The following is an 18,642-nucleotide window of genomic DNA, read 5'->3' as shown; positions in this document are numbered from 1 at the left end:
CATGAACTAACAAATATTTAATGTTATTTAACTTACTATTGTTTGATGAGCAAAAAATATCTATATTTGCAAGACCTATGAGTTAATTAGCTCTTGATAAAATTCCAATTGTTGTTTAGCTAACGCAATATTTGTATATTTTGCCATTGCTTTTTGATATCCCATTTGCCCCAGACTCTGAGCAAAATCTCTATCATCTATTAACCTAGAAATACAGCCAGATAATGCTTCTGCGTCTCCTTCTGGAAAGACCAAACCCACATCTTTAATCACATAGGGAATTTCTCCAGAATCTGAACCAATAACTGGAATTTGAGAAGCCATTGCCTCGATTAATACATGACCGAACTGCTCCTTCCACCCCACAGAAGTGAGAGTTTTAAATTTATATGTTGTTTCCGAAGGTAAGACTAAAGTACTCATTAAATTGATATATTTAGCCACTTCATCATGGGGTACACTTTCTAGTAGAATTAATCTATCCTGTAACCCTGCTTCTAAAGATATTTTAATTATTTGTTCTCGTAATTCTCCTCGCCCAAGGAGTAATAATTTCCATGATTTATCTTTGATTTTTGTCAATGCATTTAACAGAGTTATCAGCCCTTTTTCAGGAACAAAGCGACCAACAAAACCAACGACAAAATCCTCACTATTGATTCCTAATTGCTTTGCTAAATCTGGTTGATGCTGCGGTTTAAATATATTCTCATCTACACCCAACTGTGGCATCACCTTGATAGGTTTAGTATATCCTTGCTGTCTCAGAATATCGGCACCATCCTGATTGCCGGAAATAATCCCATCACTATTGTTTAGATTATATTTTTCTAGCAAAGAAATAGGAAATTTTAAATTATAAGGTAAATTCCACCAGGTGAAAAATATATTTTTTGCTTTCAATCCTAATAGTTTATTCAAGGTAATCATCTCTGCATAGGCAAGACCCCTAGAACCTTGTTCTACTTGAATAATATCAGGATGAAAATCTTTTAATAAGCCAATTAAATCTGCACCAAAGGTGAGTAATCCTTGATGATTTTCACTCCAGTTAGAAATTGGGACAATCCTAAAATTACCTTCATCCTTGAATTGCGAATAAATAATTTTATTTTGCACTCCACCGGGTCGCCATTTTTTGGGAACTACAACTGTAACCTGAGTATCTGTTTGTAGACGAGATAATGCCCGTAATTTCTCACAGTTAAGGTCTACAATATAAGTATGACTGGCGACTAAAATTTTCATATTGCTATTTAAAAATTGATAATTTGTGGATAAATACTACTTACCCACTTGTTTTTACAAATTACTGACTATTAACTATTTGCTTATCTAATTCTGTGTAAACCTGACCATCATTCCATAATGATTGCATCATGGTAATTAATGCTTTGATAAAACCTAATGTGTAGAAAACACCACGAGTTAAAATTTTGATGGGAGAGGCGCTTTTATGGCAGGGGGGACGACCTAAAACATGGCAATCAAACAAGCGAGCATAAAGACGTAATGCTTGGAAAACCGTGAGATTATTTAAACCTAACAAAAAATGATTATGGTAGAAAGTTAATTGATATTTAGAAGAACGGGTACTAATATCATGACAGCCTCCAGTTTCTTCTCCTAAATGTACTAAATAAGCTTCTGGATCATACCAAATTTTATAGCCAGTTTTACGTATTCTTAAACAAAAGTCTGACTCTTCCCGAACTGCACTACCACGAAATCTTTCATCAAAATGAATACCATATTTAGTAAATATCTCTCGTCGGAAAGACATATTACAACCTCTGGCAGTAATCACTTCTTGAGGTTTAATTGTATGTACCAAGTCGATGTAATACCAAGCAATCCCTGGATCCATTGCTTGAGGAGGTAAGTATTCTATTTCCTTATAATTTGTGTCTCCCTGGGTTCTACCTTGGGCAGCATCTGCCATTTTCATTCTGTCAAAAACTCGCCCAGCAACAGCTCCGATTTCTGGCTTTTCTACAAAATTTTTGGCGTGAGCAGTTAAATAACCTGGGGGAATTTGGACATCATCATCGATAAATAAAATAATTTCTCCTTGGGAACGTCTGACAGCATAATTTCTGGCTCCAGGTAAACTTGCCCAATCAATCCGTAACCATTTAATTTTGCCGATTTTATCTTGTTCTGTGAGAAATTCTGTAATTTCAGGTTGATGGTTTTGAGTTTGGTCTACTACGATAACTTCAAAATTGGGATAATCTTGCTTGAGTATATCAACAATACTGTCACGAAGAGGCTCTTCACGACCATAGGTAGGGATAATAACGGAAATAAATGGTAAGTTATTCATTGATATTGTCAAGGGATAAGATGTCTAATTAATATTTTGAGGTTGGGTATATACAGCAACTATATTGTTATATATTCAGATGTTTGATGAGATAACCGTAAAATTATATTAATAATCAACTTGAAATAACTAGAAATATTGAATTTAACTAAAGACATATTTTTATTATTTTGATATGTGTAGCTGGGTGTATAAAAATCTGATTTAATGATTGAAAGGTAAAATATATGGCATTTCTCATTCTAGTGAGGTGTAGAAGAACCCCTCCCCAGCCCTCCTCGAAATCGGGGAGGGTGCCCGATAGGGCGGGTGGGGTTGTTGTATTTCATCTGATTGGGAAACGCTATAAAGTACTACTCATAGCAATTAGCTGCGTTATGAATCTCGTGATAAAACACCCTATCACCCAAGATTTGTAGGCTCAAAGAGCAGGCGATAACAACAAAAATCAAACAAGGATTTCTATCTAGACTTTTTATGCAAAATTTAGTGTTAGCAAAAATAATTTAGTTATGAAAGCATAGGAGAGCTAATCACTTTCCTAAAAATTTATATTGAGTTTTATCCAATTTCTAGGAGACTTTTAATACATTTTTGCGATTCGATTTTAAATTTTCAGCACTTTCATCATTGTTTCTTTCTTGTTTATCGATAATTGGCAATTTAAACAGTATACCTGCGGCAAACCAGTAATAGACAGCTACGGGATCTACATCCAGAGGATAGTAGTAAGTGTTATAGCTAATAAAAAGTATAAACACCCACATACTAGCAGCGTAACTGCGGAAATTACGGTTTTTTATAGAACGTTGAGTGCGAAAGGCAGAAATAGTCAGCACTGTTACTAATCCCAGAAAGCCCAATACCCCAATAATTCCCGTTTCATATAAAACTTTTGGGTAATAGGTTTCTACAAGCTTAGTTTTGCCCATAGCGCGAGCAGAGTTAGTGGCACGACCTAAACCGCTTCCTAGGGGACCGTCCACATCTTTCCAGTTCTCTTCAAATTGCTGAGTGATAAATTCGTAGGGTGGAGAAGCGTTCCAACGGTCTACAAAGCTTTGAGTTCTCTCTTGAATCACGGCAGGATTAGAGGCGATCGCCACACTTAATACCAACGCTAATCCCCCCAGAATCGGCACAAAGCGCTTTAAGTTACCTAATTGACCTGTGAGTAGTAGCAACAAAACAAAGCAAGTAGGAACTAAAGCTAGGGCTATTCTCTGTCCAGAAATCACAGCATTGACAAATACGGATGCCATGGAAACCAGACTAATAATCCGCCACAGAATCGATGGGTCACTAAAACCTGTAGCGAAGGTAAAAAATGTACTAGCAATCAAAAACCATGCCCATTGCCAAGGAGCAACAAAGGTTCCTGGTAAACGAATCATCCCTTCCTGGGGACTGTAGATCAGAGCGCCACCAAAATAACAACGTGCATCGAGGGAAGCTTTAAATAGTGCATCTCCTTCGGCAAATTGCGTTCCCTTACAAACACCAACGAGTAAGAGAGCATATTGTAATACTCCTAACACGCAACAGAAGAGAGTTAGAAAAATTTGTAGGCGGGATAACATGAGAAAATCTTTTTTATCCCGAATGAAATAGTAGTAACAAGTAATTACGGGTACATATCCTAAAAATGCCTTTAAACCGAGAATTCCCATACCTAAGGGAAATTCCTTCACTGCTTCCTCAAAAGGTCCGGCAGAGGTCGGATTAAATTGCTGGGCACCGTTCACAAATAGCAGAGTGAGGATACTGGAACCCAGAACTATATAAAGAGGATTTTTAATACTTTGGGGAATAATAAAAGGTTCTCCCCGTTGCTTGCATTGCTGCCATAGTCCGATGGCTGCGGGGATATAAAAAGCATCCTTGGCTAATTGCAGAATTGGACTGTTACCAATGTAGTAAGTAATTGTCCCACCCAAGGGTACATAAATAATGAAAGCTAATAGAGCTTGCCGAGGGTATTTGTAGGCAAGGGTAAGAATAATAATACCGAGTACCGCCGGTACTGCCGCTTTCACTCCAGCAGCAAGAAAAACCAGAAAACCCACAAATAGGGCTGTGGAAACTGCTTTGGTGACTAAGCTTGTGAGTTCTTTTTTTGCCTTTGTTGCTTGACGTTTCTGGGCAAGACGTTCTTGCAGAGTCAGGGTAGGTTTTGCTGTCTGGGAATTTTTCTGAGAACGTTTGCTTTTTTTCTTGGGTTTAGCCATGGGGAAGGAAATAGGCAAAGAATGGCGAGTATGAAGAATACTCTTGGTAGTTATAACTACTGAGTGCCTTTATATCAATTTTTCCCATGATTGTCACAACGACAATTGTCAAACTAGGCAAAGGGGAAAGGTAAGGGTGTGGGTATTTCTTCGAGTTACCATTACCCATTACCCATTCAATTTACCTCGACTTCCCTCAGTACAAGTTGCTCACGGCAAGCGTTACCCAACAAAATATTGTTGTACTATACTGACAAGCTCATTTGTCCAATATTCAGTGAGTGTTGCCTCTTCAGCTTCTACCATGACGCGAATCACGGGTTCAGTACCGGAAGCACGAACCAGGATTCTGCCAGCATCACCCATTGCCGCTTCTCCACGGGCGATCGCTCCCATTAATGGCTCACATTCTTGCCAACTCAAGCGCTTTGTTCTATCTTCTACCCGGACGTTACGCAGTAATTGGGGATAGGTTTGGAAACTCTGGTTAATTAGTTCTGCTAGGGGTTCTCCCGTTTGCTTGACTAAGCTTGCCAGGTGTAAAGCGGTGAGTAAACCATCACCAGTAATGCCATAGTGACGACACAAAATATGTCCTGATTGTTCACCACCAAGCATTCCGCCAGTGCGTAACATTTCTGCTTGGACATATTGATCACCAACGGCAGTACGGATTAACTGACCACCAATTTGTTTCCAAGCACGCTCAAAACCTAAATTTGCCATGACGGTGGAAATAATTAGGTTATCGGGTAAAGCTTGCTGTTGTTGGAGATGTCGTCCCCAGAGATAGAGAATATAGTCACCGTTAACTGGTCGTCCGGTGTTATCGACTGCTAAAACTCTGTCAGCATCACCATCAAAGGCAAAGCCAATGTGAGCATTATGTTCCCTCACTGCCTTTTGCAGAATCTCTAGGTGAGTAGAACCGCATTTGACATTGATGCGATCGCCATCTGCTTGATGATGTAAACAGATAACCTCTGCCCCCATATCTGTAAATATCATAGGTGCAAGACCTACTGCCGCACCCCAAGCCAAATCTAAAACAATCTTCATCCCTTGCAAATTCACATCTGCTTGCAAAGGCTGTTTTAAAGCTTCACCATAGTCTCTGACTAATTCTGGACGAGAGTAATGGTGTCCACAAGTACTTGTAGCTGCTGTTTGAGATATTTGTCCCCGAACTCCAGCTTCAATTTCTCCTTGCAGTACTTGAGGTAATTTTGTGCCATTGGCTCCAAAAATCTTAATCCCGTTATCTTCAGGAGGGTTATGGCTAGCAGAAATCATTACCCCACCAATGGCATTACTCATACTTGTCAGGTAGGCAACACAGGGAGTGGGACACAAACCCAAATACCAAACATCTACCCCAGCAGCTGTTAAACCTGCGCTTAAAGCCATTGCCAACATATCACTGGAATTTCTAGAGTCTTGCCCTAGAATTATTGGTCCTGAATGGGAAGCATGGGTACGCAAAACAATTCCCGTCCAAAAGCCAATATGCAAAGCTAAAGGAGCACTCAGTAATTCTCCCACCTTCCCACGAATCCCATCTGTACCAAATAGAGGGTTATTTGGTAATACCAGGGAGTTAGAGATGAAACCACCAGCGAATACTTTGTCTAACCCATGAGCTTCTGGTGCTGCATCCCCACGTATACCATTGCGAGCTATAGATGAAACCATAATTTTGTTACACTCCACACAACTGGAGAATAGCACTTTACACTTGATCCAAACAATTCTGAAAATCTAGAAGTTATTTACATGAGTGCTAGAAGTCATCGCACAGAAGACAGAAAAACTTCTATGGTTCTCACCTTAAGTTATTTAGACAGATGTATTTACACTTGACTTTTTAGTCCTTATCTGGGTTTGAGGTCAAAATTTGTGTAATTAATTTTGTCTGACTACTTAATCTCAGTTGAAGGTTAAGGAAAGGATGAAACAGAGAAAACAGGAAAAGATTTTTCATGGTTTCCATGACAACCCTTTTCTAGGCTTTCTTACTACCCATTCCCCAGAAAAATCAGGCAGTTTTTATCTAAAAATCCAGACATCTGTTATTAATCTTTCCCTATCCTGAACTTCTACCATCGTGCAGTCAATACGTATTAATAGCAACCAAACACCAATCTACGTCAGTTTTGACTGTATTTTAAGCACAAATACCTAAAATTTTAGACAAGCTCTTGTAAAGATTCTGTATTTTTACGGAGCTATATCTATTGCAACCGGAAAATATGGGTAAGAGTTAAATTTAATGAATTTAAAATACAAAATGTTAAGAATTTGATGATTTTTATGTCATCTAAATTGAACTGATAAAAACCAATATTGCTAAATATCTCACAGGTATATACCAGCATATGTTTTACCCTGAGGGAGTTTCAGGCTAATTCAGGGATTTTACGGAGGCAATTAACTTAAAAAAAATTAATAGAAATTCTCATCAAATAGTTTTACTGTAACGTTTTAGTAGCTTTTGTAGTCGTTCGAGTCAGTTACAACTACGCAAGTTCAGCAAGAATAAGGATGTCATTTTAGAGGATAGCCGCCGATTTGCAAATAATTATTCAGCAAAAACAAGAAAATCTGGTTTCTAACCTGGGATTGTAAGTTTTTTATCTGAGTTTTTAGCTGTTTCGGTTCAACTATCCCCTGGGAAAACCCTATCCTCCATCCTGAATAGTTCAACCTTGACCTTAATTTAAAGTTAAGACCTTTAGTATGAGCAGCAATTTAGCGACCAAACTGCGTGTCGGAACCAAAAAAGCCCACACGATGGCAGAAAACGTTGGTTTTGTCAAGTGTTTTTTAAAGGGAGTGGTAGAAAAAAGCTCCTATCGGAAACTGGTTGCCAACTTCTACTACATCTACGCAGCGATGGAAGAGGAGATGGAAAAACACCGGAATCATCCGATTATTGGCAAAATAAACTTTCCTGAACTACACCGTAAGCAGACTCTAGAGCAGGATTTAACCTATTATTACGGCAGTAATTGGCGGGAGCAGATTCAACTTTCCGCCGCAGGGCAAGCTTATGTACAAAGAATTCGGGAAATTTCTGAGCAAGAGCCGGAATTATTGATAGCACATTCCTACACCCGTTATTTAGGTGATTTGTCTGGGGGGCAAATTCTCAAGAATATTGCTGTGACTGCGATGAATCTGAATGATGGCAGTGGTACAGCTTTTTACGAGTTTGCGGATATCCCTGATGAGAAGGGTTTTAAAGCCAAGTATCGCCAAACTTTGGACGAGTTACCAATTGATGATGCCATGGGCGATCGCATTGTAGAAGAAGCAAACGATGCTTTTGGCATGAACATGAAAATGTTCCAAGAATTAGAAGGTAATTTAATCAAGGCAATTGGGCAAATGCTCTACAATACCCTTACCCGTCGGCGGACAAGGGGTAGTACAGAACTGGCAACTGCTGAATAAGTTGTAGTTCTGGTTTCAAGGCTGCCAAAGCATTCTAAAATTAATAATCCGTGGGGACAGTGCCTCTAGGAAGGAAAAGGGTATCAGGCTCAAGGCTTTATGCTTTTTCCCTTGGTAGGAGTACTGTCCTTGCTATTTGCAGAGTTGGAATTTCCCGCACTCAGCAGCACTATTGAGAGAAAAACATGGCAGCAAAAATTCCCGTCACCGTCATCACTGGTTTTTTAGGTAGTGGTAAAACTACTTTGATTCGCCATTTATTAGAAAATAATCAAGGGCGGCGAATTGCAGTATTAGTTAATGAGTTTGGGGAGTTAGGGATTGACGGTGAGTTATTGAAATCCTGTCAAATTTGCCCAGAAGAAGAAGATAATAATATTTTCGAGTTAACTAATGGTTGTTTATGCTGCACAGTGCAGGAAGAATTTTTGCCCACAATGCAGGAATTGCTGAAGCGGCGAGACAAGATAGACTGTATTTTAATTGAAACTTCTGGTTTGGCATTACCTAAACCCTTAATCAAAGCTTTTCGTTGGCAAGAAATTCGCGCCGGAGCAACGGTAGATGCAGTCATTACTGTGGTAGATTGTGCAGCAGTGGCAGCAGGAACATTTGCTAGTGATTTAGAGGCGATCGCTACTCAAAGAGCGGCGGATGATAGTCTAGAACATGAGACTCCCTTACAGGAATTATTTGAAGACCAATTAGCTTGTGCTGATTTGGTAATTCTGAATAAAACTGACTTAGTGGATGAGGAGACAAAAATCCAAGTTGAGGCAACTGTCAAGCAAGAATTACCAAGGGTTGTCAAAATTGTCGAAAGTCATCAAGGAAAACTTGCCGCAGATATCTTATTAGGATTTAACGCCGCAGTGGAAGACAATCTTGATAGTCGCCCTAGTCATCATGATACAGAAGAAGAACATGACCATGATGAAGAAATTACTTCTACCCATGTAATTTTAGACCGCAGTTTTGACCCCCAACAGCTTCAGAAACAGTTACAAAACCTTAGCCAAGAACAAGAAATTTACCGCATCAAGGGTTTTGTCGCTGTACCTAACAAGGAAATGCGCTTAGTCTTACAGGGTGTAGGAAATCGCTTTGAACAATTTTATGATCGTCCTTGGCAAAATCAAGAACCCAGACAAACTCGTTTAGTATTTATTGGTCGCGATTTAAATAAATTAGAAATCGAATCGCAATTAGTTCAATTAAGCAATTAATAGTAAAAACGTTCTGTCAGGGTATCTCTACTATTTTCAAATTGTTTTTTGAAAAAATTAACCGTTGCTATTTACATAACAACGGCTAAAAATATTTTTGTCGATTATTGACCGAAAAGTACCGACTAGTAATACTATTGTACTAGTCGAAATGCTAGTCTTTTCTGTCGATGCGGGGGGGTTCACGGAAGGCGATCGCAAAGAATAAAACCCCAATTCCCAAAGTCAAAACTAAAATGTATGCAACACTTTCCATATCACTACCCTTGGTAAAGAAAGAAGAGAAAGGAGGAAAGACCAAGGGTAAAGTAAACAGGACAAAGTATAAGTTTTATATTTACTTGACTTTATACTGCTACCTTTACGCCTTAATCTTTCAGTAAGCTTTACTCAAATAGTTATTAGATAGCTTCCTTACGGCGGGTAGTTTTGTCACCCACTTTCTGGAATCTACCCCATTCAACTTGTTCTTCCATGTCAGCTTCGACACCAGCAAATACATCTCGGTAAATTGTCCGAGAACCATGCCAGATATGACCAAAGAAGAACAATAAAGCAAAACAAGCATGTCCGAAAGTAAACCAACCTCTGGGACTAGTACGGAATACACCGTCAGAGTTCAAGGTTTCACGGTCAAATTCAAAGATTTCACCACCTTGGGCTTTACGGGCATATTTCTTCACATCCGCAGGATCTTTAAAGGTCTTGCCATTGAGATCGCCACCATAGAAGCTAACGGTGACACCACTTTGTTCAAAACTATTTTTCGATTCTGCACGACGGAAAGGAATGTCAGCGCGGACAATTCCATCTTCATCAGCAAGAATTACGGGGAAGGTTTCAAAGAAGTTAGGCAGACGGCGTACACTTAACTCGCGACCATCAGCATCTTTGAAGACTGCATGACCTTGCCAAGATTGAGCAATTCCATCACCCTTAACCATAGGACCAACGCGGAATAAACCACCTTTTGCGGGGCTATTACCTACGTAGTCATAGAAAGCGAGTTTTTCTGGAATTTGTGACCAAGCCTCAGATAAGCTAGCACCATCAGCAACACTAGCTTGGACTCGGCGCTCAATCTCTTGCTTAAAGTAGCCCTGATCCCACTGATAACGGGTTGGGCCGAACAATTCAATGGGAGTGGTGGCGTTACCGTACCACATGGTTCCAGCAACAACAAAGGCAGCAAAGAATACGGCAGCAATACTACTGGAAAGTACCGTTTCAATATTACCCATCCGCAGAGCTTTGTAGAGCCTTTCGGGAGGTCTGACGGAAAGATGGAATAAACCAGCAATAATGCCGACGACACCAGCCGCAATGTGGTGAGCAACAATTCCCCCTGGGTTGAAGGGGTTAAAGCCATCTGGACCCCATTCTGGGGCTACTGCCTGAATGTGACCAGTCAGACCATAGGCATCAGAAACCCACATACCAGGTCCAAACAAGCCAGTTAGGTGGAAAGCACCAAAACCAAAGCAAAGTAAACCTGATAAGAACAGGTGAATACCAAACATTTTTGGTAAGTCAAGGGCGGGTTCACCTGTACGAGGGTCTTGGAATAGTTCCAAATCCCAGTAAACCCAATGCCATACGGCTGCTAGGAACAATAAACCGGAAAGTACAATCTGAGCAGCAGCAACGCCTTCAAATGACCAGAAACCTGGGTCATAGCTGGGGTCTCCAGCAACGTTCCAACCACCCCAAGAACCGATTACGCCTAAACGTGCCATAAAGGGCAGTACGAACATCCCTTGACGCCACATGGGGTTGAGTACGGGGTCACTAGGATCGTAGATCGCTAGTTCGTACAAAGCCATAGAACCAGCCCAACCGGATACCAAAGCTGTGTGCATCAAGTGTACAGAAATCAAGCGTCCTGGGTCGTTCAGAACCACTGTATGTACTCGATACCAAGGTAGTCCCATCGACTACGCTCCTCCTCGATGATTTTGTTTACAAAGCAATTTTCTTACAGAATACCGGGTCGCAAAATTTGCTTGCCAGTCTTCTCTCAGTGTTTTTCTTATTGCTAGAGCCTATGTATTCCAACGCTATTGTTTCCACAAGTGGAGACAGCGCGGATGCTGAGAATGCTTAAACCTTGTCTAGCCATGTCAAGCTCACTAGTAGCAATTGATGGCGATCGCTCAGATTTCCTTTGAGGACTTTTCTGAGAGAACACTTGCGTTTTACTGCCCTGAAATATATTCAGACTCGCCTGATTTCAGAGCAGTCAGACAGGTTTGCCATTCACCAAGCAAAAATGAGAATGTTTAAAAAAGTGTAACTATATCATGGCGCTGTTTGCAAGCGTATCAGCAGCCCGGATACTGAGTATCGACTACACACACAATCTTGTGTCGCAACGAAAATATAAATTGATTTTTAAAACACAGAGAAACTAGATGTTAAATAAGCTACATAGTTTTATACATAGAATAATTTTGTCAATGTCATAAGATATCCTCTGACTGACCATTTGAGATAAATTTTCGTCACATCAAAATAAAAATATCTCGTTCAAACCTTGATATAAGTTTTAAACATTACTATGTCCCTATCTGTCTATTTTATGATGTAGCAATTAATAGGGTGTATTTAATTATTAATAAATTGAATAATTTATTGAACAACGGCTTCAATGTTTTGTAACTGACATTTAGTTACCGCACTACCTAAATGTTCAATAACCTGTTCTGCGGTTAATAAACGTCTGAGTATCACTTGTCCAATAGTTTTATTCAAGGCTTCAGTAGCTGTGGGTTTTACTTCCAGCATGATAATACCTTCCTCTACACGATAAAGCCACATCACTTCACCTTTCTCGATTAAGCAAATATTCATTTTTTCAATTTCCGGTTGCCGCCGCCAAGCAGTTACTTGCCATAGTCCATCAATTGACCAGATTCTACCAACGCTCCATCCTTCTGATAGGAAAAAATATTTTTTCATAGGTTTACCTCTAATGAATTAGCGAATGGAATAAAGACAAGATGTGGATATTGAATAAATTAACGAAAATGACAATTTATTAGTTAATGCATCATCACTATCAAAAAATATCCATTTTTCTCAAATATTTACACATATTCTATCAACATAAATTATTACAATATGTATCCTATATCAGTTTTTCCAAAACGATTACTGTCCCAGAGCAACTTGATAATAAATATATTGACTCTATTAACTTAGATTGCCTTTTCTCATATAAGTCAGGAATATATTGCTTAAGGTAAACATTTCCAGATTGAAATTCTCATCTTGCCAAATAGGTGATTCATTGACTTGTCTTATAGAAAATTCAATTTTCGCAAGTGTAATTTGTGTGATTTTAAATCTAGATTCCATTCCCTGGACACATGGTAGACATCAAAAAAATCTTTTTATCAAGGGATTCAATTCTAACCTGAGAACTTTTACTTTCCTCTAGGAATGGTAGAGAATCCGCATCATATGACCATAAAAAAAGCTTATATTGACAAAAATATCGAAAATTAGGCGAAAACAGATATATGTAGTAGAATGCTTGACCGTTATCGTCAAAAATATTGAGACTATGAACAGATTTTTGCGTTCTTGGAAGCAGTGGCAAAGCGTGACAAAGTTTTTGTCTCTATTTTGCCTCTGTTTGTTCCTAGCGGTCAGCTGTAGTACACAGCAATCAACAACAACTACTACCCCGTCACCAGTCACGACAGCTACAGCAGGTGATGGCAGAATTACCATTGGTACTACTCAAAAACCTCGCACCCTAGATCCTGCCGATGCTTACGAGCTAGCATCTTTAGGTTTGATATATAACATGAGCGATCGCCTTTACAGTTACGAACCCGGTAGTACGGAAATTAAACCCCAACTTGCAACAGCATTACCCAAGGTGAGTACAGACGGTCTAACTTATACTATTCCTCTGCGCCAGGGTGTAGTATTTCATGATGGGGAACCCTTCAATGCCAAAGCGATGGCTTTCACTATTGAACGTTTCATTAAGAATGGTGGTAAACCTTCGTTCTTATTAGCAGATACAGTTGACTCCGTAAAAGCTACAGGAGAATACGAATTAACTATCAAACTCAAAACTCCTTTTGCTGCTTTTCCTTCCCTGCTTTCCTTCTCTGGAGTTTGTCCTGTTTCTCCGAAAGCGTATGAATTAGGAGCAGGAAAATTTAAACCAGAAATTTTCATTGGTACCGGACCCTATAAACTCACGCAATTTGGTACAGACTCCATTCGATTTGATATTTTTGATAAATATTGGGGAGAAAAACCAGCTAATAAAGGGATTAATTTACAAATTCTTAGTAGCCCTGCAAATTTATTTAATACTTTCCGAACCAAAGCGGTAGATGTTGCCTACCTATCATTTCAACCAGACCAAATTCGTAGTTTAGATGAAAGTGCCAAAAAAGGAGATTGGCAATCTATAACTGCTCAGGGTAGTGTGGTTACTTACATGGTTTTAAATCGTAATCAGCAACCTCTAGATAAGCTAGAAGTTCGTCAGGCGATCGCCACATTAATTGACCGTCCTTTACTCAATGAAAGGGTTTTATATGGTCAAGCGGAACCACTGTACAGTATGATTCCTAACACATTTAATGTTTCTCAACCCCTATTTAAAGAGAAGTATGGTGATGGGAATGTTGAGAAAGCTAAAGAACTATTAACAAAAGCAGGATTCTCTCCACAAAATCCGGTCAAAATTCCAGTGTGGTATCCTTCTAGTTCCCCGACTCGTAGTTTAGCAGCCCAAACCCTTAAAGCCTATGCTGACCAAAAAATGGGTGGAATTTTGCAACTCGAAGTCAATACAGTTGAAGGTGCAACTTTCTTTAAAGAAATTTCTAAGGGTTCCTATCCCATTGCTTTACTTGATTGGTATCCAGACTTTTTAGATGCAGATAATTATATCCAGCCATTCTTGGATTGTAAAAAAGGTTCGGAAGCTAAAGGATGCGAAACTGGAGGCAGCCAAACCCAAGGAGCATTCTACTATAACCCCAAAATGAACCAATTAATTGATAGTCAAAGAAAAGCACAGGATGCCACCACAAGACAAAAGATTTTTGCCCAAATTCAAGAGCAAGTAGTGACTGATGTTCCCTATGTTCCCCTTTGGCAAAATAAGGATTTTGCCTTTGCCCAAAATGGTGTAAATGGAGTCAAACTTGACCCCACACAAAATTTAATTTACAAAGGCATCACAAAGTAAATCGCCTCTAAATCAAGAGAGTACATTCTGATTTTTCCTTTGTAAAACGGGCACCTTTGCCCGTCCATTCCTCAGGTGAAAATATAATTTGCATTATTCAAGTAAAAACCTATGTCCCGTTCTAAAGCCCTACAGTATTACATTATCAGCCGTTTATTACTTGCGCCTTTAATGTTGTGGACTGTCACCACAGCCGTATTTTTACTTTTACGTGCCACCCCAGGCGATCCAGTAGATGCCATTTTAGGTGGACGCGCACCGGAAAGTGTGAAAGAAGCATTACGCTTGAAATTAGGTTTAAAAGACCCAATAATCACCCAATACTGGAATTATTTAGTACAAGTATTCTTTCGTTTAGATTTAGGTGAATCCATCACTGATAGAGGGCAAAAGGTCTGGAAAATTATTAATGATTACTTCCCCGCAACAGTTGAACTAGCAGTATGTAGCATCTTAGTTGCTCTGTTAGTTGGTATCACAGTCGGAGTAATTTCTGCTTCTCGTCCTGGTAGTGTTTTAGATATTAGTGGGCGTTTTTTTGGGATTGTTACCTATTCGTTGCCAATGTTTTGGGCAGGAATGTTATTACAATTAATTTTCTCTGTACAGTTAGGTTGGTTTCCCACATCTAATAGATTTCCTCCGAGTATTCCTGCTCCGCAAAGAATTACAGGTTTATATACTTTAGATAGTCTTTTTTCCGGCAACTTTGAACAATTTTTCATTGCCTTACATCACCTAGCTCTTCCTAGTCTGACTTTAGGCTTTTTGTTAAGTGGTATTTTTGAGAGAATTGTCCGGGTAAATCTCAAGCAAACTTTGCAGTCTGATTATGTAGAAGCAGCAAGAGCAAGGGGTATTCCTGAGAGAAAAATTTTAGTTTCCCATGCCTTAAAAAATGCATTAATTCCTGTAATTACAGTCCTAGGATTAACTTTTGCTTCCTTACTGGGAGGGGCAATATTAACAGAAGTCACATTTTCTTGGCCCGGTTTAGCTAATCGTCTTTATGAGGCAATATCTTCCCGTGATTTTCCTACAGTCCAAGGTATATTAATATTTTTTGCAGGAATTGTCGTGATGGCAAGTATTATGATTGATATTCTCAATGCCTATGTAGATCCGCGAATTCGTTATTAGTATATGGCTGATTTATCTAGTTTTTGTCGCCATAATTTGACTTTCGGCTGTAATTTTACGTTTAGCCAATTATCGAACTGAGGGTATATGGGTAAACGGGATTTTAATTCCCATCCTCCAGATCGCAATATTTTTTCTAGCTCCTGTTTATCTAAGTGTGTGTAATCAGGATTTACTTCATCTTTAGGAACTATTCCTCCTAAATCTCTAGCTCCAGCTTGTAAACAAGCTAATAGATATTGTTTATCTGGAATTAAGTTAGGAGGAATTTGGATTGTAATTTCTGCCGGGAGAATTTTTCGTGCTTGATAAATTAATTCTGGTAGTTGATGAGGAGAAAAGTTTGCCTCTGTGAAAGTTTCACGACTACCTAAACTATGGGGTTGTAATATTACTTCTTGAATATGCCCATATTTGTGATGTAAGGTGGCGATCGCCTCTAAGGTGTCTATCCTATCTTTTGCTGTTTCACCAATACCAAGTAATAATCCTGTGGTAAAGGGTATTTTTAACTCTCCTGCCCATTTTAGCTGCTGTAAACGCACTTCTGGAATCTTGCTTGGTGATTGCTTATGTACTGTTTGCATGAGTTTTGGGTTTAACTGCTCTAACATTAATCCCATGGAAACATTGACAGATTTTAACTTTTGCATTTCGCTCAAGCTCAGAATTCCGGCATTTGTATGGGGCAGAAAATTAAAAGATAACGCTAACTCACATAACTGATAAATATGCTGGAACCATTTTTCCCTGAGTGGTATCTGGGGATGAACTTCACCACTCAAAATTAAAATTTCACAGACATGATGGTTTTGCAAATTTTGAAAAATTTTCTTGGCATTTTCCAGAGTTAGCCAATTATCTTTTCCGGGGTCTATGCGAAAATTACAATATGTACAATTATTAAAGCATTCGTAGGTAGGAACAATTGTATAGGCGGGACTATAGGTAATTTTCATCACAGTAATGACAAATTATCCCCAACGAATAAACTCAGTCGGGGATATAATATCTTTTGCAGGTGGACATCTGAATATATCTATTATAGTCTAAGCTCTCTGATTAATTACTTTAGCCCTAAGACCATAACATCTCTTGTTGTTTCGCGTGAATATTTTTCAGATGTTTCTTAACTGTATTAATAGTAATATAGAGTCTTTTTGCTATTTCCTTATAGGAACAATTAGTACATCTCAGTAACCAGACTTCTGCCTCTCTGTCTGTTAAACCATATTTTTGCACATCGGCGATCGCTATACTTTGATTTGTCTGCTGACTATCTTCTAGGGTGACTAGTAAATTTTTCTGATTTTCGTCAAACTCTAGCCATCTTACCCGCACACGCAGGGGATGTAATGGCTGAATCTCAACATTTGTCTCCAGAAAAATATTTTCTCCTGGAAAGATTTCTCGACTCTCAATTAATGATTCGCAAATTTGCCAAATTTCTCGAGGAAGTTGATAGTTTTGATTTTTTTGATCACAAATTGCACGCCCATACTCGTTTGCGTGTAAAATTTTACCTTGTGTATTTAAAATCACTATCCCATCCACAAAGCTTTCCACGATCGCCTGCAACAAATCTACTTGTAAACTTAACTGTTGTTCTTGCTCTGGTGATTTGAGATTTGGATTGAGATAAATATCTCCTGAGATAGATGTATTACGACTAATTAAGTGTTTCATGTTATCAAACATTCCCATCTCCTGCTTTGACTTAAGCAAATTCCTGGACTAAATATTGCGGTTAAGGCAAATTCTTATGTTGTCAATCATGCATATGCAATGACTTCGCTGTAAGTAGCTCAATAACAGTGAAGTTTTATCAGATCATGGGAATTTCACGGAATCAGTCTGAAGCAAGGTGAAGTTTTTCTGAAGAGATAGTCAATATGAACAGGGGGTAACCAGAGGTTAATACCTGGGGTTATTTACACAAACTGATTTCATGCTGCACTCGAAAAACTGCCAGGGAGTCTTGCTATGAATACTACCAACATCGATAAATGGTTTCCAATCGAGCAACAGAAAAAATATATCTCTCAAATCAAAGGAAGAATCGGTGTCACCCATCGTCGGGCAGAGTATTTCGTCAAGTTATGGGCATACTTGTTACTGAAGCAGCAACAGGAATTAGGCAAATTTTCACAGTCTCCTCTGGAAGAGTTATCTTTACCCGATGGTTTTGTTCCCTGTACCCATCGTGAAGCTCAAGAACTTTTCTATGGTGATCAAGATAAAGGTAGCGATCGCGCTGCTGGCATGATGATAGATAAACTCGTTGCCCTAGGATTAATTGATAAAAATTTCGACGGCAATACAACCTGTATACGTATTCTTTCTGCTCTACCCAGCTTCCAAGAAGTAGAGAAAATCAACGAAGCATTACAACTTTTCCCAGATGATTTTAACCCTCGTACGGATGCCATACCTGTAGCAAATTTCTTATCACAACACTACAACTGGATGAATAAGAAAATTGTTGCAGTTCCCCAACGTATTGCCAGAGTCATTAGAACCTGGTCAGCACAGTATCCTACAGGGATGCGAGTCTTACGACGTAGTGATAACCAGGAAGCAGTAGCATTTTATGCTCTTTATCCCATTGCCAGAGATTCAGAAGAAAAATTTTTCCTCCCACCCAGCAGAAGCTTGCACTTGAGTACGACAAACGAAACGGATCCTATCAAGATGGCTACTGCTGGAGATATCAATTGTACTTCTCTGTTTGTGCGTAGCTGCCAAATCGATTTTCGCTATCGCAGTCATGTCAACTTGTGTCAACAGTTGGAAGATGCTCAAAATACCTTGATCAAGATGCAAAAGGATTTTCCTAATCTTTGCGATATGTATACCCTGGCTATTAGCCCATACACTGAAGAACTGGCAGCAGCTGTAGGGTTCCAGAAAACTAGTCAAGATCCGCAACTACCCCTTTACTGGATGTATATGGCTTTGGATAATTACCTAGGATTAGACATAGACAAATCTCTATCCTATTTAAAAAGTAGCCACTGTCTTCAGTGAGTAATTGCTCATCTCATATTT

General features: G+C 39.1%; 14 protein-coding genes. 5 read left to right on the top strand and 9 right to left on the bottom strand.

Annotated features, from left to right (window positions below; all coding sequences use genetic code 11):
• Positions 1–75: 75 nt before the first annotated feature.
• The 4 genes from hpsO to glmM form a co-directional block, all read right to left on the bottom strand.
• On the bottom strand, positions 76–1,248 hold the full coding sequence (gene hpsO, locus IJ00_RS16120) for a hormogonium polysaccharide biosynthesis glycosyltransferase HpsO (protein ID WP_035154563.1): 1,173 nt from the start codon (positions 1,246–1,248) through the stop codon (positions 76–78).
• 61 nt (positions 1,249–1,309) lie between these two features.
• Positions 1,310–2,326, bottom strand: a complete 1,017-nt coding sequence (gene hpsN, locus IJ00_RS16115) for a hormogonium polysaccharide biosynthesis glycosyltransferase HpsN (protein WP_035154562.1) — start codon at positions 2,324–2,326, stop codon at positions 1,310–1,312.
• A 572-nt stretch (positions 2,327–2,898) separates the two neighbouring features.
• Entirely contained in the window at positions 2,899–4,554 is a 1,656-nt protein-coding gene (gene hpsL / locus IJ00_RS16110) for a hormogonium polysaccharide biosynthesis protein HpsL (protein ID WP_035154561.1), read from the bottom strand.
• Between the two features lie 222 nt (positions 4,555–4,776).
• Positions 4,777–6,246, bottom strand: a complete 1,470-nt coding sequence (gene glmM / locus IJ00_RS16105; protein WP_035154560.1) for a phosphoglucosamine mutase — start codon at positions 6,244–6,246, stop codon at positions 4,777–4,779.
• Between the two features lie 1,044 nt (positions 6,247–7,290).
• On the opposite strand from glmM, the gene IJ00_RS16100 reads away from it, so the two are divergent.
• Both IJ00_RS16100 and cobW read left to right on the top strand, forming a co-directional pair.
• Complete coding sequence (locus IJ00_RS16100) at positions 7,291–8,007, top strand: heme oxygenase (biliverdin-producing) (protein WP_035154558.1); 717 nt, start codon at positions 7,291–7,293, stop codon at positions 8,005–8,007.
• Between the two features lie 185 nt (positions 8,008–8,192).
• Entirely contained in the window at positions 8,193–9,233 is a 1,041-nt protein-coding gene (cobW, locus tag IJ00_RS16095) for a cobalamin biosynthesis protein CobW (protein WP_035154557.1), read from the top strand.
• Between the two features lie 154 nt (positions 9,234–9,387).
• Here the strand turns inward: cobW and IJ00_RS27825 are convergent, their stop codons facing one another.
• The 3 genes from IJ00_RS27825 to IJ00_RS16080 all read right to left on the bottom strand — a co-directional run bounded on the left by IJ00_RS27825 (position 9,388) and on the right by IJ00_RS16080 (position 12,191).
• Positions 9,388–9,489: a photosystem II reaction center protein T gene (locus IJ00_RS27825; protein WP_082127343.1), complete on the bottom strand. Its 102-nt coding sequence runs from the start codon at positions 9,487–9,489 to the stop codon at positions 9,388–9,390.
• A 145-nt stretch (positions 9,490–9,634) separates the two neighbouring features.
• Positions 9,635–11,164, bottom strand: a complete 1,530-nt coding sequence (gene psbB, locus IJ00_RS16085) for a photosystem II chlorophyll-binding protein CP47 (RefSeq protein WP_035154554.1) — start codon at positions 11,162–11,164, stop codon at positions 9,635–9,637.
• Between the two features lie 697 nt (positions 11,165–11,861).
• On the bottom strand, positions 11,862–12,191 hold the full coding sequence (locus tag IJ00_RS16080) for a hypothetical protein (RefSeq protein WP_035154552.1): 330 nt from the start codon (positions 12,189–12,191) through the stop codon (positions 11,862–11,864).
• A gap of 607 nt (positions 12,192–12,798) precedes the next feature.
• On the opposite strand from IJ00_RS16080, the gene IJ00_RS16075 reads away from it, so the two are divergent.
• Entirely contained in the window at positions 12,799–14,454 is a 1,656-nt protein-coding gene (locus IJ00_RS16075; RefSeq protein ID WP_035154551.1) for an ABC transporter substrate-binding protein, read from the top strand.
• 111 nt (positions 14,455–14,565) lie between these two features.
• Positions 14,566–15,594 (top strand): ABC transporter permease, encoded by a 1,029-nt coding sequence (locus IJ00_RS16070; RefSeq protein ID WP_035154549.1) that lies wholly within the window; start codon positions 14,566–14,568, stop codon positions 15,592–15,594.
• Here the strand turns inward: IJ00_RS16070 and cofG are convergent.
• On the bottom strand, positions 15,591–16,553 hold the full coding sequence (gene cofG, locus IJ00_RS16065) for a 7,8-didemethyl-8-hydroxy-5-deazariboflavin synthase subunit CofG (RefSeq protein ID WP_035154547.1): 963 nt from the start codon (positions 16,551–16,553) through the stop codon (positions 15,591–15,593). The genes IJ00_RS16070 and cofG overlap by 4 nt on opposite strands.
• Positions 16,554–16,671: 118 nt before the next feature.
• The gene (locus tag IJ00_RS16060; RefSeq protein ID WP_082127449.1) at positions 16,672–17,280 is read right to left on the bottom strand and encodes a helix-turn-helix transcriptional regulator; all 609 of its coding nucleotides are present in this window, start codon (positions 17,278–17,280) and stop codon (positions 16,672–16,674) included.
• Between the two features lie 297 nt (positions 17,281–17,577).
• Between IJ00_RS16060 and IJ00_RS16055 the strand changes: the two genes are divergently transcribed.
• The gene (locus IJ00_RS16055; RefSeq protein WP_035154546.1) at positions 17,578–18,621 is read left to right on the top strand and encodes a hypothetical protein; all 1,044 of its coding nucleotides are present in this window, start codon (positions 17,578–17,580) and stop codon (positions 18,619–18,621) included.
• Positions 18,622–18,642 lie beyond the last annotated feature (21 nt).

The sequence above is a fragment of the Calothrix sp. 336/3 genome, assembly GCF_000734895.2.
In the GTDB taxonomy this organism is placed as follows: Bacteria; Cyanobacteriota; Cyanobacteriia; order Cyanobacteriales; family Nostocaceae; genus 336-3.
Note: the sequence above shows the minus strand (reverse complement) of the source record. Positions and strands in the feature narration are given on the sequence as shown.

Excerpts from the sequence above, each read along its gene's own strand:
- IJ00_RS16060 (WP_082127449.1), bottom strand. The coding sequence starts at position 17,280 with ATGAAACACTTAATTAGTCGTAATACATCTATCTCAGGAGATATTTAT.
- IJ00_RS16055 (WP_035154546.1), top strand. The coding sequence starts at position 17,578 with ATGAATACTACCAACATCGATAAATGGTTTCCAATCGAGCAACAGAAA.
- hpsN (WP_035154562.1), bottom strand. The coding sequence starts at position 2,326 with ATGAATAACTTACCATTTATTTCCGTTATTATCCCTACCTATGGTCGT.
- cobW (WP_035154557.1), top strand. The coding sequence starts at position 8,193 with ATGGCAGCAAAAATTCCCGTCACCGTCATCACTGGTTTTTTAGGTAGT.
- psbB (WP_035154554.1), bottom strand. The coding sequence starts at position 11,164 with ATGGGACTACCTTGGTATCGAGTACATACAGTGGTTCTGAACGACCCA.
- hpsL (WP_035154561.1), bottom strand. The coding sequence starts at position 4,554 with ATGGCTAAACCCAAGAAAAAAAGCAAACGTTCTCAGAAAAATTCCCAG.
- IJ00_RS16100 (WP_035154558.1), top strand. The coding sequence starts at position 7,291 with ATGAGCAGCAATTTAGCGACCAAACTGCGTGTCGGAACCAAAAAAGCC.
- IJ00_RS27825 (WP_082127343.1), bottom strand. The coding sequence starts at position 9,489 with ATGGAAAGTGTTGCATACATTTTAGTTTTGACTTTGGGAATTGGGGTT.
- glmM (WP_035154560.1), bottom strand. The coding sequence starts at position 6,246 with ATGGTTTCATCTATAGCTCGCAATGGTATACGTGGGGATGCAGCACCA.
- IJ00_RS16080 (WP_035154552.1), bottom strand. The coding sequence starts at position 12,191 with ATGAAAAAATATTTTTTCCTATCAGAAGGATGGAGCGTTGGTAGAATC.
- hpsO (WP_035154563.1), bottom strand. The coding sequence starts at position 1,248 with ATGAAAATTTTAGTCGCCAGTCATACTTATATTGTAGACCTTAACTGT.
- IJ00_RS16075 (WP_035154551.1), top strand. The coding sequence starts at position 12,799 with ATGAACAGATTTTTGCGTTCTTGGAAGCAGTGGCAAAGCGTGACAAAG.
- IJ00_RS16070 (WP_035154549.1), top strand. The coding sequence starts at position 14,566 with ATGTCCCGTTCTAAAGCCCTACAGTATTACATTATCAGCCGTTTATTA.
- cofG (WP_035154547.1), bottom strand. The coding sequence starts at position 16,553 with ATGAAAATTACCTATAGTCCCGCCTATACAATTGTTCCTACCTACGAA.